Here is a 14,518-nt window from a genome sequence, read left to right on the forward strand (position 1 = left end):
TTAGATCTCCTCCTTGAGAACGGATTCGGCAATACCTTTCACATCGACCGGCAGACCGGATGCGGACTTGGCCGGATCGGTCCCGTCTTCTCCATACACGAACTGGATGATCTTGCCGCCGGTACTGCGGACAGTTCCGTCGTATGCGACTTTGAGATCCTGCAGCGCGTTGATCATACGGCGCTGGAGGTAACCGGACTGGGATGTACGAACCGCAGTATCCACAAGACCTTCACGACCACCGATCGCGTGGAAGAAGAACTCGGTCGGGTTGAGACCGGATTTATAGGAGTTGCGGACGAATCCGTGCGCATCGGCGCCTTTGTCGCTGCGTTTGAAGTGAGGAAGGGTCCTGTCTTCATATCCACGAACGATACGTTCACCGCGCACTGCCTGCTGACCGATACAACCGGCCATCTGTGCGATGTTCAGCGTTGACCCGCGAGCTCCGGAAACGGCCATGACCACAGCGGAGTTTTCGAAACCTAAGTGACGGGATGCGATATCACCGGTCCGGTCACGGGCTTTACCCAGCTCTTTCATGACCTGCATTTCAAGAGTTTCTTCCGGCGTTCTTCCAGGCATCGGTTCAAGGTGTCCCTGCTCGAAGATATTGATACGGTTTGCCACATCGTGTTCTGCGGTGTCGAGAACGTCGCGGATCTGTTTGTACTCTTCTTTACCGAGATCGGTATCGTTGATACCGTACGAGAATCCGTACAGCATGATCGCACGAATCGAGAGTTTTGTCAGATCGTCGATGTACTCTTTCGCACGCTGCATACCGTGGAGACGGATGACCCTGTTCAGAATCGCTCCGTCCATTGCTCCGACAGACTTTTTGTCGATGGTTCCGGAAAGGAGTTCTCCGTCAACGATCCTGATAAAGGCATCGTGGGGGCAGAAGGTGTTTCTGGTACAGGGATCACAGTTCCGGCAGCAGGTAGCTTTGTAGAACATGTTGACGTCCTTTGGCAGGATCATAGAGAATGCCTGTTTGTTGCTCCAGTAGGGAATACCGTTTTCGACCTTTCCCGGCGCGGGGAGGTGTTCCATCTCAGTGTATTTCAGGAGATAGAGGAACTCGGACTTCGTGTACCATTTCAGCTGGTTTGTCAGCAGGAAGATACCGGAGATGTGGTCGTGAAGACCGCCGATGATCGGCCCGCCGAAACGCGGCGAGAGAATGTTTTCCTGGACCGCGACGAGAAGTTCGGCTTCTGCGCGTGCTTCCTCGGTCTGAGGAACGTGCAGGTTCATTTCATCCCCATCAAAGTCTGCGTTGTACGGGGGACATACTGCCGGGTTAAGGCGGAACGTTCTGCCGTTCATGACTTTGATGTGGTGGGACATGATGGACATACGGTGCAGAGAGGGCTGACGGTTGAAGAGAACGATATCTCCGTCACGCAGCTGTCTGTCGATCTTCCATCCTGGTTCGATCATTTCGGCGACGGTGTCACAGTTGCCTTCTTCACCGGAGATCAGTCTGATACGCCGGCCGTCGGGTCTGTTGACATAGTTCGCGCCGCAGGGGTCACGGAGTGTCGGTCTGTGCGGACCGATCCTGATCAGGACACGCATATCCTCAAGGTTCTGCTTCGTCACTCTTACCGGAACGGACATCTCGTTTGCGATGGCAAGCGGGATACCGACTTCACCGATCGAAAGGTTCGGATCGGGGGAGATGACCGTACGGGCGGAGAAGTTGACACGCTTACCGGATAAGGATCCGCGGAAACGGCCGTCTTTTCCTTTCAGACGCTGAGAGAGTGTCTTGAGCGGTCTGCCGGACCGGTGTCTCGCCGGCGGGCATCCTGCGACCTCGTTGTCGAGGTAGGTGGTGACGTGGTACTGGAGAAGCTCCCACAGATCTTCGATAATGAGCTGCGGGGCACCGGCATCCTGGTTTTCCTTGAACCGCTGGTTGATCCTGATGATATCCACAAGCTTGTGGGTCAGATCATCCTCGGATCTCTGACCGTTTTCAAGGATAATGGACGGGCGGACGGTTACCGGCGGGACAGGAAGGACGGTAAGAACGGTCCATTCGGGTCTTGCTACGTCAGGGTCGATACCGAGAAGACGAAGATCGTCGTCCGGGATCTTTTCGAGGCGCTCACGGATGTCGGCAGAGGTCAGTTTGCGTTCCGACTTGTGGACTTTGCCGTCTTCACCCATTTCGGTGACGATCTCAACGAATGAGGTCGGCTTCTCGAAGTTGATCTTGAACTGCTGATCACCGCAGTAGGGGCAGATACGTTCCTTTTTGATATCCTTCTCGCCGATGGTCTCGGCGGAGTAGGGGTCGTCTTCAAGTGCTGAGAAGCGTTCGATCTCTTCTTTATCGAGAAGAAGCCGGCCGCAGTCACGGCAGGTGACACGGAGAAGTTTTCTGATCAGGCGGGTGTATCCTACGTGGATGACAGGTTTGGCGAGATCGATGTGACCGAAGTGACCCGGGCAGTCGCCCTGCTTCTGACCGCATGTTTTGCAGCGAAGTCCCGGATCGATAACTCCGAGACTCGGGTCCATGAGACCTTTCGGGTAGGGGAATCCGTCGTCGTCGTAGGTGTCTGGCCAGATGACCTTACAGACACTCATGTCGCGGATCGCTTTCGGTGAAAGGATACCGAACTCGATCTTGCCGATCCTCTTTGGCGATGTCATACCATATCCTCCAGTCTCAGTCTGGGAGCTATACCCATACTCTTCATCTCGTCAAGGAGAAGTTTGAACGCGTAACTCATTTCGACTTCGTAAATATCGGTTTCTGCACCGCAGGCAAGGCAGCGGGTCATCTTCTGCTTGGCGTCGTACATGGCGACCATTCCGCAGCGTGCGCAGACGTACTGTTTCACAGCATCGGACTCGTCAAGGAGACGTTCTTTGAGTGCCATCGCGGCACCGTGACCGATCATCACATCACGTTCCATTTCACCGAAACGAAGACCTCCTTCACGGGCGCGTCCTTCGGTCGGCTGACGGGTAAGGACCTGGACCGGACCTCTGGACCGTGCATGCATCTTGGTAGATACCATGTGGTAGAGTTTCTGGTAGTAGATGACACCCATATAGATGTCGGCCTGGAATCTGCGTCCGGTGATGCCGTCGTACATGACTTCACGGCCGTTGTGAGCGAATCCTGCTTCCGCGAGCTGGTGTCTCAGCACCTGTTCACGGGTCAGTTTGCTCGACTTCACGTCTTTGCCGATCTCTTTGTCGTTCAACAGACGGTTCTGGGCAAAGGTCGAGTCGAAGATCTTCTCGACCTGGGTCTTTCGAAACGAGGTCCCGTTCACGCGGGAGCCTTCGAGCGAACCGGCTTTGCCGCCGATCATCTCGAGCATATGACCGATGGTCATACGCGACGGGACTGCGTGCGGGTTGATGACGAGGTCAGGCGCGATACCGGCAGCGGTGAACGGCATATTTTCCTGCGGAGTGATAAGACCGCAGACTCCTTTCTGACCGTGACGGGATGCGAACTTGTCGCCGATCTCGGGGATACGGAGGTCACGCGTTCTGACTTTGACGAGGCGGGAGGAGTTTTCAGACTCGGTGATGATGACGGTGTCAACGATACCAGTCTCGTTACTTCTCATAGTGATCGAGGTGTCGCGGCGTTTTTCAACGGCGATGAGCTCTCCGGTCGGTTCCTCAAGGAAACGCGGCGGGGAGGTCTTGCCGATGAGAACATCCTTTTCATTTACGACGGTCTCGGGATTGATGATCCCGTCGATATCAAGGTTTGCGTAGGAACCGATTCCGTGCGAACCCTGGACATCCTCGTCCGGGAGCTCGATCCTGTCGACCTGTCCTCCGGGATATCTGCGTTCCTCTCCTTCATAGGTTCTGAAGAAGTGGGAGCGGCCTACTCCGCGCTCGACCGAGGCTTTGTTGAAGATGAGCGCATCTTCAATATTGTATCCTTCGTAGGAGATGATGGCCACACAGAAGTTCTGACCCTGCGGGCGGTTGTCGGAACCGATAAGCTCGGCTGCCTGCGTGTGCACCATCGGGACCTGGGCGTAGTGAAGCATATGACCGCGGGTATCGGGCCGCAGCTTCATGTTTGCCTGGGCAAACCCTAACGCCTGCTTGATCATACCTGCACCCATCGTAACACGCGGCGATGCATTGTGTTCCGGGAACGGAACGTGCGCTGCGCCGATACCAAGGATAAGGGACGGGTCGATCTCAAGGTGCGTGTGTTCGGCGGTCAGGTCTTCTTCCTGAACGGCGATGAAGAGGTCATCCTCCTCTTCAGCGTCGATGAACTCGATCTTTCCCTGGGAGACCAGGGCCATAAAGTCCTCTGCACCGGATCTGACGATCTCGATATCTTCGGGGGTGACTGCCGGGATGCCGTTTTCCACAACGATCAGGGGGCGGCGGGCCCGTCCGCGGTCGGTATTGATAACGATCTCGTTACTGTAATCTTTGTATGAAATATTGACTTCGGTCGAGACGTGCCCTGATCTGCGCATCTGTCTGAAGTTTTTCGTGAATCCTACGGCGTCGTCGACTTTTCCGATCAAAGCGCCGTCCACGAATACACGTGCCATTTTCTTTTCCATTTTTATTCGCTCCTGATCGGCTGGATCTTCATGCCCTGAATGACGCGGAGGATCTCTTCCTCGTCGGTTCCTTTGCTTATTTCAACAAGCTGGGCAAAGTTTTTCACTAAACCGCAGTTTGGTCCTTCCGGCGTTTCGGACGGACAGATGCGGCCCCACTGGGTCGGGTGCAGATCACGGGCCTCGAAGTGAGGCTGGGATCTGGACAGCGGGGAGATGACTCTTCGCAGGTGGGAGATGACCGACATGTGGTCGACACGGTCCATCAGCTGGGATACGCCGGTCCTTCCGCCGACCCAGTTTCCGGTTGCAAGCGGGTGGATCAGGCGTTCGGTCAGGACATCCGCACGGACGACGGTTCCGATCGCGAGTTCTCTGTGCCGCATGCTCGCGCGTTCAAGCTGATACTTGACATCGCGGGTCAGTCTGTTTAACGAGATACGGAACAGATCCTCCATTAAGTCGCCGGCAAGTTTCAGGCGTTTGTTGGAGTAGTGATCTTTGTCATCGATTCTCCTTTTGTTGAGTGCGAGGTCGAAACATGCCTCTGCCATTCTGCCGAGGAATTCGGCTTTTGCCACGCGGACGTCTTTTGCATAGACCTCGTAGCCTTCATCCCCGGGTTTCAGCGAGGCAGGGATAGCGTAGTTTAAGTGAGGAAGAAGATAGCTGTCCAGCACGAACTCTGCGCGTTTTCTCTGATAATCCTTGGTCTGGTTCGGTGCAAGTTTCTTTCCGACATACATGACACCCTCTTCGACGGTGGCGCATTCGCTTTCTTCGAGGTTCTGCATCATGTAGGTGAGGACATCTTCCGAAAGGGATACCGCGGATACGATATCTTCATCGGACTCGAGGCCAAGCGCACGCATAAGGTCTGCGAACCGCAGGTGACCGGCGACGCTTGGGAAAGAGACGTCGAGGAGATTCTTTTTATTTTTCTCGACAACGACGAGAGCGCGGTAGCCGCGGAACTGGGAGAACACTTTGGATACATGGATCTGCTCGTTGTATCTCTCGGTGAACTCGGTCATGATCTTGTTGCTCGCAAGATCTTCGAGGGTCATTAAAACACGCTCGGTCCCGTTGACGATGAAGTATCCTCCGGGGTCGCTTGGATCCTCGCCCTGTTCGGTTCTTTCCTGCTGGGAAAGACCGCAAAGGTTGCAGACCTGGCTGCCGATCATGACCGGAAGCTGACCGATGGTCGTTTCCTGGACAGGATACACTTTGTCTCCCTGGTGCAGGGTCATCTCAAGGATCATCGGGGCGGCATAGGAGAGGTTTCTTAACCGGGCTTCTGCCGGATAGAGTTTGCTCTGCGACCCGTCAGCCTCTCTGACGATGGGTTTTTCAACGCGGATGGTTCCCAGTTCGACCCATACGGCCTCCTGGTTCTTTCCTCTGTTGACGATCTCGGTCTCGACGATCCTCTGTTCGTCTACGACTTTCTGGAGGTTGTACTGGACAAAATTGTTATACGAATCCAGCTGGTGGCGGGCAACATGTTCCTGGGAAAAGTACGCGCCTGATAATACACTTCTGTCGATCATGATTTTTACCTCCGAATTATTTCTTTGGCCTTCTTACTACGAGGCGGTAGGACGTGGCTTCGCCTGCAGTCTGGCTTTTTCTTACGATCGTAATGACGTTTCCGGGTTTTGCGCCGCAGGCTTTTACAGCGGGGTCATCATGATAGATTTTTGGAAGATGGTCTTCCGTTATGTCGAAGGTTACGAGAAGATTTTTTACATCCTCATCGGTCATGATTTGATGGTCGGGGACCATCTCATGCAGTAATACATTGAGTCTTGTCATGTAGCTCCTAATCAGATTCGTGTGAATACGGTGTCTTGCTGCTGATTATGTCAGGTAGCTGGTTCAGTTTTTAAAAGTCTGGTTCTTCGGCTTGTGAATGGCCCAATGGGAACACATTCGCCGGTGGTGTGGTAATGGATGATAGACACGCATCGAATAAAATGAGATAAGGTATGCTGTAAGCATTTTTTCCTTATCAAAAAACCCGAAAGCGTGAAGCGGGCCAGGAGGGAGTTGAACCCCCGACCTGCGGATTAAAAGTCCGACGATCTGCCTGACTGATCTACTGGCCCTTGTGTTTCATCTAGGAAACAGCGGTAATAGAATGATGTATTCACATATAAATATGACGATTTACACCACCCAACCCCTCTGAAAAGAGGGAGACTGTTTTATTACCTATACAATGGAACTATATCCTACTTAATTATGGCAGATATGGATATGTTCCCGCGGACCCAGCGTTTTCTAGTGAAAGGCTGCAGCCTGGTGACGATCGCAATTTACATCCTTATTGCGGCTCTTTTGATAATTACCGCCCTTATCGGGACCCTTGAGACCCTCAAGATGATCAGTTTCGCACTTGAGGACCCCACACAGGCGGCGCTCACAAATGTGCTTCAGGGCATTCTTTTGATCATTGTTATCGCGACACTGATCGATATGGTCCAGTCTTATGTGCGTGCAGGGCGCGTGCTTGTCAGACCGATTCTGATCGCGGGCGTCACGACGATGGTCAGAAGACTTCTTGTGACCGATCTGACGTTTGTCGATATCGTCGGAACGACGATCGTTATCCTCGGACTTACGGTGGCGATGATCTATCTCGGGCGGGAGGATAGGAATGTTGCGTCGTTTTTATCAGAGTCGGGAGATAAGAAGGAGACGTAGAAGCACAAAGATTCGGAACTTTCTGAATCCGGACAATTCTTTTTTTCACGGCCGTTCGCTGTCGGATCTCACCATGCATCCCGCGCCGGCATTTTGTCGGCAGACAATAAACGCATGCGGGCCGGGGGAACTATTTAAATCCATTAATCTTTATTACCGTTCAAATCCCTTTAGTATGATATTGTGACGATGAAAAATTCCGGCAATTTCCTTACTGAAGGACCGGTCGGCAAAGCCCTGTTCATAGTGGCTCTGCCGATCATTATCAGCAACCTTCTTCAGAGCGTACTGGAGGTCGTGGACATGTATTTCATCGGCAAACTGGGTGATGTGTCCATCGCCGGCGGAACTATGAGTATTATGGTGCTTATGGTCCTGACGACGGTGATCTTTGGCATTGTGACGGCCACGGCGGCCTTTGTCTCGCGGGCATACGGTTCGGAGAAGTATGAACGTATCCAGGTGATCCTGCTGCACTCCCTGTATCTGGCGCTTGGGTTTTCGGCGATCCTGGCGGTGATCGGATTGTTCTTTTCAGAGAATCTGCTTCTTCTGATGGGAGCCTATCCCGATGTCGCGGCGGAGGGTGCGCGGTTTCTTACCCCGATGCTGATGGGTCTGTTCGTGATGGTGATTTTGATCACGCTGACGACGGTTTTCCAGAGCACCGGGGATTCAAGGACGCCGATGTATGTGATGCTCGGGGTCAATGTGGTGAATATTGCTCTTAACCCGACACTGATCATGGGTCTTGGCGGTCTGCCTGCATTCGGTATCGCAGGTTCCGCCTATGCGTCCCTCACCTCGCGGGCGATCGGCGTTCTGCTCCTGATCGGCGTGATGTATCTTCTGCCGTCAAGAAAGAACAGTCCGATCCGGTTTCCAAAGAAGTGGACGTTTGAGCCCAAGCTTATCCGCGATATCGTCGTGATCGCGATACCTTCGGCGGTCCAGAGCGGCATCCGGAGTGTGGCGTTTCTTTCCATGACCACGATCATCGCCGTTTACGGTACGGCGGCGGTTGCGGCATACGGGATATGTCTGCGTCTGGATATGATGGGACTGATCATCGTGATGGGCCTGTGTACGGGGGTCGCCGTAATGGTGGGTCAGAATCTCGGAGCGGGAAAAGTGGAGCGGGCAGTACAAGCGGTGAGATATGCGGCCGCGATCAATGCGGCGTTTATGATCGGGGTTGCGGCGCTGTATCTGGTGTTTGCGACGGAGTTCCTGAAGTTTTTCGGAGCGACGGGCGAATCGCTTGCTGACGGGATCCTGTTTATGCAGATCGTGCCGCTGTCGTATTTCCTCATAGCAATAGCTATGACGATGGGATTTGCGATGAACGGCGCAGGTATGACCCGTCCGGGGATGTACTCGGCGATCGCCGGTCAGATGATCGTGCAGGTCGGTCTTTCGGCATTCTTTGCGCTCAGCGGGTATCCGATCCAGTACATCTGGTATGCAGCTGTCTGCGGAACGGTCGTGATGTTCTGTTTCGATCTGTTCTTCTATATGCGCGGAGGATGGAAGACGAAGAAGCTGAGGATCGAAGGAGAGGGAGCGCCTGCCGAAAACTGAAAAAACGATCGGGACTGCGGTATGCAGCATTACCCGATGAACCTTTTTTTATCAGGATGTCCGCAGTATCAGCGGGATAAGAGCAGGGGGCCGGGGTTGAGGCAAAAAAGTTTCATGTCTCCTCCGGCATCCGGCATTTTTTCGGAGAGAGACGGCGGCATAGATCCTATGCCCATTCGAAATTTTCTTTTCCTGCACCGATCTCGAAATGATATTTGACGATCCCGATGTCAAATTTGGAAAAGAATGCGGGGAGGGGTTTTGCCGAAACGGTGTTTCCGTTCTGCGTTATGATGAACTTCTGCTGATTGATCGCAGTTGGAGCGAGCATTGCGGCCTCCATGCCCTTTTTGAACCAGTCTGCCATTTCTCCGTCAACTTTACAGAGATGCATCATGTCCTTTGATCTATGCGGTTTACCTGATGTTTTGCCATAGCCGAGCGCAATGACGATCTGGATCTTTTCGCCTTTGTTCAATACACAGGGTGCTTTCGATTTGCTGTACGTCATCCCGACCCAGCAGGTGTTGAGCCCGAGCTGCTGTGCTTTCAGTACGAGTCTCTCGCCGTAATATCCGCATTTTTCATCGGTTCCGGCCATGCCTATGAGGGCGATGTAATTTTTGCAGTTTTCAAACTTCCCGTAGTGTGCCCGCATGCCGCCGAATGCCTTGGGCTCATCGAGACACAACTGGATGTTGAGTCCGCTTTCCCGATTGCATGCTTCGATTTCTTCCTGAAGGGAGGATTTTATCTCGCCTTCGATTGGCTGATCGGTAAAGCTGCGTACCGAATGACGTTCTTTGATTGCCTGCTGTATGTCTATCGTAGTTTCCACTGTCTCCTTTTTCTTTGGGAAACGCTTCTGCGTGATCTGCTGACGTTGTGCGTTTCGTTACTGCTGATGTGGGTTTGATCTGATAAGAATGTATAGGTAGGGTATGCTGGGTTGGGGTTAGGGGGTGGTTGGGCCGCCGATTTGGTCAGCCCTTCGGATCGGCCCACAGTCGCAAAACCCCTTCGGTGTTTTGCTCCGCTGAGGTCAACCTGCGGTTGACCCGCAGTCGCAAGTCTCCTGCAGAGACTTGCTCAGTTAAGGGCACATCGTGCCCCACATTCGCAAGTTTTCGCTTCACTCAAACTTGCTCCGCTGAGGTCAACCTGCGGTTGACCCGCATTCCAAACCCTCATACCCTTTCACCGACAACATATTCCCAACATGGCCTCTCCCAAAAAACTCACTCCTGCAATGGAACAGGTCAAAACATTCAAAGAAAAATATCCCGACTGTATCCTCTTCATGCGGATGGGTGACTTTTACGAGACCTTCTTCGAAGACGCCGAGATCTGTGCCCGCGAACTCGACATCGTCCAGACCTCCCGCTCCAAAGATCCAGACGGAAACCCGATCCCCCTTGCCGGCATCCCCTACCACGCAGTCGACCTCTACCTCCCCAGAATGATCCGCAAAGGCTACAAAGTCGCCGTCTGCGAACAGGTCGAGGACCCGAAACTTGCAAAAGGCGTCGTAAAGCGGGACGTCGTCCGGGTCGTCACCCCGGGAACGGCGATCGACGCCGACGTCATCCCCGGTCCCACCGCCCGCTACCTCATGGCGCTGTGTTCCGACGCCAAAAAAACCGTCATGGGTCTTGCCTTCCTCGACATCTCCACCGGCGAATTCTTCGTCCGGGAGATCCCCTATGAACCGGGATTTTCCGCACTCGCCACCGAAATAGAACAGTACAATCCCCTTGAGATCCTTGTTCCGCAGGGCATCTCCGCAGACCTCATCACCTACCTCGCCTCCACCTGCAGGGTCCTCACCCCCGGCCGCTCAGGCCTCTTCACCGACGGCGCCGCCGAACTCACCGCCGCATTTTGCGTCTCCTCCTTGGACGGATTCGATGTCAGTTCCGCAGAATGCATCAATGCTGCCGCAGCCGCTCTCCGCTATGCAAAAGAGACCCAGAAAACGAGTCTCCCCCACATCCGCGGATTCTCCAGAAAATACGCAAACGACGCGATGATCCTGGACGCGATCACGCTCCGGAATCTCGAGATCCTCAATCCCCTCCGAGGCGACCGGAATGATACGACCCTCTTCGGCTTTCTCAACCGGACCAAAACTCCCATGGGGAGCCGTGTTCTGCGAAGCACCATCACCCGGCCGCTGACCTCGCCGGAAAAGATAAATCATCGTCTCGACGCCGTCGGGTTCTTCACCCGGCGCCCCGTCCTCCTCTCCGGGACCAGGACCATCCTCTCCAGATTCACCGACATCGAACGGATCGCCGGCCGGATCGCCTACGGAAACGCCTCGCCGCGTGATCTTCTCGCTCTCGCCTCGAGTCTGGCCGCCGTTCCCGAACTCACCGCCGAACTCTGCGGCGCCGAAGGCCTCCTCAAAGATGAACTCGAACAGATCCCCTCCTTTGACGGCGTCGCCGATCTGATTCTTTCCGCGATCGTCGACGAGCCGCCTCTCGTCTACAAAAACGGCAGTGTCATCAGGGAAGGATACGACCGGGATCTTGACGAAGTCAGACATATCGTCGCAAACGGCCGCGACTGGATCGCCGAACTCCAGCAGACCGAACGGGAACGAACCGGGATCCGTTCGCTCAAGATCGCCTACAACAACGTGTTCGGCTACTACATCGAGATCACGAAGGCCAACCTCCATCTCGTCCCCGAAACCTACGAACGCAAACAGACCACCGCAAACGGGGAACGGTTCACGATCCCCGCACTCCGCGAACGAGAAGCGATGATGGCCCAGGCCGATGACCGCGTTCTTGCTCTCGAGATATCGCTCTTCGAATCCCTTCTCACGCATCTCGGCCAGTTCGTCCCGGCACTCCAGCAGGCGTCCCGTTCGATCGGCACGATCGACATGATCGCCGCGTTCGCCGATCTTTCCCTCTCCGGAAACTACGTCCGCCCCGAACTCGTTCCCGGAACGGAACTTCTCATCCGTGACGGCCGCCACCCGATCGTCGAAAACAGCGTTCCGGGCGGCTATGTCCCAAACGACACCGAGATGAGTTCGATCGGCCAGCAGATCCTGATCCTCACCGGCGCCAACATGGCCGGAAAATCCACCTACATGCGAAGCGTCGCCCTGATTTGTATCATGGCCCAGACCGGCTGCTTCGTTCCTGCCGGATTTGCACGGATCGGGATCGTCGACCGGGTCTTCACCCGGGTCGGTGCATCCGATGATCTTGCCGGGGGGCAGAGCACGTTCATGGTCGAGATGCTCGAACTCGCAAACATCCTGAACAACGCGACCGACAAAAGTCTCATTCTGCTCGATGAAATCGGCAGAGGGACGAGCACCGTCGACGGGTATGCGATCGCACGGTCCGTACTCGAATATCTGCACGGTAAAGGAGGATCCGGTCCCCGTACGCTTTTTGCGACCCACTTCCATCAGCTGATCGAAATGGAGTCCGAGCTTAGGCGCGTGCGGAATTACCACTTCGCCGTCAAAGAGGATCAGCACGACATCACGTTCCTTCGAAAACTCATTCCGGGCGCAACCGACCGGAGCTACGGTATCCATGTGGCGAAGATCGCGGGTGTTCCGAAAAAGGTCCTTGTTCGGGCGGCGGATCTTCTCCGCGAGGCGCTTTCTGAAGACGCCTCTTCCGGCGGGAAAAAATACTACACGCAGATGCTTCTGATGGATGCCCCGGAGCCGGTCCAGTCAGCGGTCGAGGAGCGGGTCCGTGAAGCCGACCCGAATATGATGACGCCTATGCAGGCCCTCATGTTTATCAACGAACTCAAATCCATGCTGGAGAAGAAATGAGCCGGGTAAAAATCCTCGACGAGGAGACGATAAGCCATATCGCGGCCGGCGAAGTGGTCGAACGCGCCGCCTCGGTCGTGAAAGAACTCGTGGAAAATGCCGTCGACGCGGATGCCCAAATCATCAGGATCGGGATATCGGCGGATAAGACCGGGATCACCCGGATCTCGGTCACGGACGACGGGGTCGGGATGGACTTCGACGACGCTCTTCTCGCGTTTCGTCAGCATGCGACAAGCAAGATATCCCGCCCGGAGGATCTCGACGGGATAACCACGCTCGGGTTCCGCGGCGAGGCTCTCGCAAGCATCGCGGCGATCTCGAAGGTGACCTTCACGACAAAGGAACGGGGTTCGGCCTCGCCCGAAGCGGCCCGTGTGGTGATCCACGGCGGAGAGCTGATCTCGCACGCCGCGGTCGGTGCCCCGGAAGGAACGAGCATTATCATTGAGGCGCTCTTTTACAACACCCCCGCCCGGCGCAAGTTCCAGAAGTCCGTTCCGACTGAGTTGTCCCACGTCTACGACATGGTCGAGAGGATCGCCCTTTCGAACCGGCACATCTCGTTTTTTCTGCTGTACAACGGCAAAGAACGGTTCCAGACCTTTGGGACCGGCTCGTATCCTGACGTGATCGCGGCGGTGTTCGGTTCATCCTTTTCAAAAGAGCTGAACCCGGTCTCCGGCAGTTTCGGTCCGGTGAAGATCGACGGCTGGATCACGCGGCCAGGTTCCGAGATGAAGACGACCCAGACGCGGTTTTATCTCGCGGTAAACGGCCGGCAGGTGACGTCCCGTCAGCTGCAGTGGGCGATCCGCGAGGGATACGGCACGCTTCTTCCAAAAGGGATGTTTCCCGCGGCATTTCTGGACATCACGCTCGATCCCCGTGAGGTGGATGTGAATGTGCACCCGACGAAGCGGGAGATCCGTCTGTCCCGCGAGCGTGAGGTTATGCGGTCTGTTCAGGATGCGGTCTATCAGGCTCTGCATGAGGAGCGGGTCTTTTCTCCCGCCCCGGATCACAAACCTTCGGTTTGTTCAAGGCTCACGTCGTTTTCACTCCCCTCGCCCGCCCCCGCCTATGATTCGGTCACGACCCTGCCGGCAGAGATCGTGGGAGAACCGGTGCCTGCGTATTCCGCGAAACAGGTGACCCGGCAGGCTCCTTTGAAGCAGACGGAGAAGCAGCTTCGGCGGACCGAGACCGGGGAGCTGCCGGAAACGGATATCTTCGTTCCCGAAGTCCTCGGCCAGATCGGGGATACGTATATCCTCGCGAAGAACGAATCCGGCGACCTGATCGTCGTCGATCAGCATGCGGCCCACGAGCGGATCATGTACGATCAGCTGCTCGCCCGCGCCTCGTCGGCGGAGTCCGGCCAGGAACTGATCGTTCCGCTCCCAATCACGCTCTCGAAAAAGGAGATCGCCGCCCTTCCCGATCTGCAGGACGTTCTCGCCTCAGCGGGATATCTGCTCGAGCCGTTTGGAAAAGACGTCTGGATGGTCCGCTCAGTCCCGGTCATCTCCTCGACTTTGGGCGATCCGGAGGTCATCCACGCGATTTTGGAAGCGGCGCTTGACGGGGTCGGCAGTACCGACGAGGTCCTGGACCGGGTGCTGAAGACCGCCGCGTGTCGTGCCGTCGTAAAAGGGAACACGCCTCTTACGATCGAGCAGATGCAGCGCCTCTTACGCCAGCTGATGGCGACGAAATCGCCGTACACCTGCCCTCACGGCCGACCCACGACGATCGTTCTGTCGAAATCCCGGCTTGCAGGCATGTTTCTCAGAACGTAATTCGAATGAGAATTGCGAGCGGAGCGAGT

The 14,518-nt window shown here is 55.2% G+C and carries 9 protein-coding genes and 1 tRNA gene; 4 read left to right on the forward strand and 6 right to left on the reverse strand.

The genetic code is table 11. The features are described from left to right. The 5 genes from H575_RS07625 to H575_RS07645 all read right to left on the reverse strand — a co-directional run bounded on the left by H575_RS07625 (position 1) and on the right by H575_RS07645 (position 6,691). Positions 1-2,670 carry a DNA-directed RNA polymerase subunit A' gene (locus tag H575_RS07625; protein WP_042700340.1) on the reverse strand — a complete coding sequence of 890 codons (2,670 nt, stop codon included), beginning with the start codon at positions 2,668-2,670 and terminating at the stop codon, positions 1-3. Further along, a complete protein-coding gene (locus H575_RS07630) occupies positions 2,667-4,580 on the reverse strand; it encodes a DNA-directed RNA polymerase subunit B' (RefSeq protein WP_042700343.1) in 1,914 nt (637 codons plus the stop codon). Before H575_RS07630 ends, H575_RS07625 begins: the two co-directional genes overlap by 4 nt. Positions 4,581-4,582: 2 nt before the next feature. After that, entirely contained in the window at positions 4,583-6,133 is a 1,551-nt protein-coding gene (locus tag H575_RS07635; protein ID WP_042700346.1) for a DNA-directed RNA polymerase subunit B'', read from the reverse strand. Between the two features lie 16 nt (positions 6,134-6,149). Continuing rightward, the gene (locus H575_RS07640) at positions 6,150-6,398 is read right to left on the reverse strand and encodes a DNA-directed RNA polymerase subunit H (RefSeq protein WP_042700348.1); all 249 of its coding nucleotides are present in this window, start codon (positions 6,396-6,398) and stop codon (positions 6,150-6,152) included. 219 nt (positions 6,399-6,617) lie between these two features. Next, positions 6,618-6,691: transfer RNA gene (locus H575_RS07645), tRNA-Lys, on the reverse strand. A 136-nt stretch (positions 6,692-6,827) separates the two neighbouring features. Between H575_RS07645 and H575_RS07650 the strand changes: the two genes are divergently transcribed. Continuing rightward, the gene (locus tag H575_RS07650) at positions 6,828-7,289 is read left to right on the forward strand and encodes a phosphate-starvation-inducible PsiE family protein (RefSeq protein ID WP_052320023.1); all 462 of its coding nucleotides are present in this window, start codon (positions 6,828-6,830) and stop codon (positions 7,287-7,289) included. Between the two features lie 189 nt (positions 7,290-7,478). Continuing rightward, positions 7,479-8,870 (forward strand): MATE family efflux transporter, encoded by a 1,392-nt coding sequence (locus H575_RS07655; protein WP_042700351.1) that lies wholly within the window; start codon positions 7,479-7,481, stop codon positions 8,868-8,870. Positions 8,871-9,036: 166 nt separating this feature from the next. Here H575_RS07655 and H575_RS07660 read toward each other — a convergent pair whose 3' ends face one another. Next, positions 9,037-9,708: a nitroreductase family protein gene (locus H575_RS07660; protein WP_211213867.1), complete on the reverse strand. Its 672-nt coding sequence runs from the start codon at positions 9,706-9,708 to the stop codon at positions 9,037-9,039. Between the two features lie 381 nt (positions 9,709-10,089). On the opposite strand from H575_RS07660, the gene mutS reads away from it, so the two are divergent. Together mutS and mutL are read left to right on the forward strand one after the other, a co-directional pair. Beyond that, positions 10,090-12,687, forward strand: a complete 2,598-nt coding sequence (gene mutS, locus H575_RS07665; protein WP_042700354.1) for a DNA mismatch repair protein MutS — start codon at positions 10,090-10,092, stop codon at positions 12,685-12,687. After that, entirely contained in the window at positions 12,684-14,489 is a 1,806-nt protein-coding gene (gene mutL, locus H575_RS07670) for a DNA mismatch repair endonuclease MutL (protein ID WP_042700358.1), read from the forward strand. Before mutS ends, mutL begins: the two co-directional genes overlap by 4 nt. Positions 14,490-14,518: the final 29 nt, after the last annotated feature.

Source organism: Methanocorpusculum bavaricum DSM 4179 (genome assembly GCF_000430905.1).
Taxonomy (GTDB): Archaea; Halobacteriota; Methanomicrobia; order Methanomicrobiales; family Methanocorpusculaceae; genus Methanocorpusculum; species Methanocorpusculum parvum.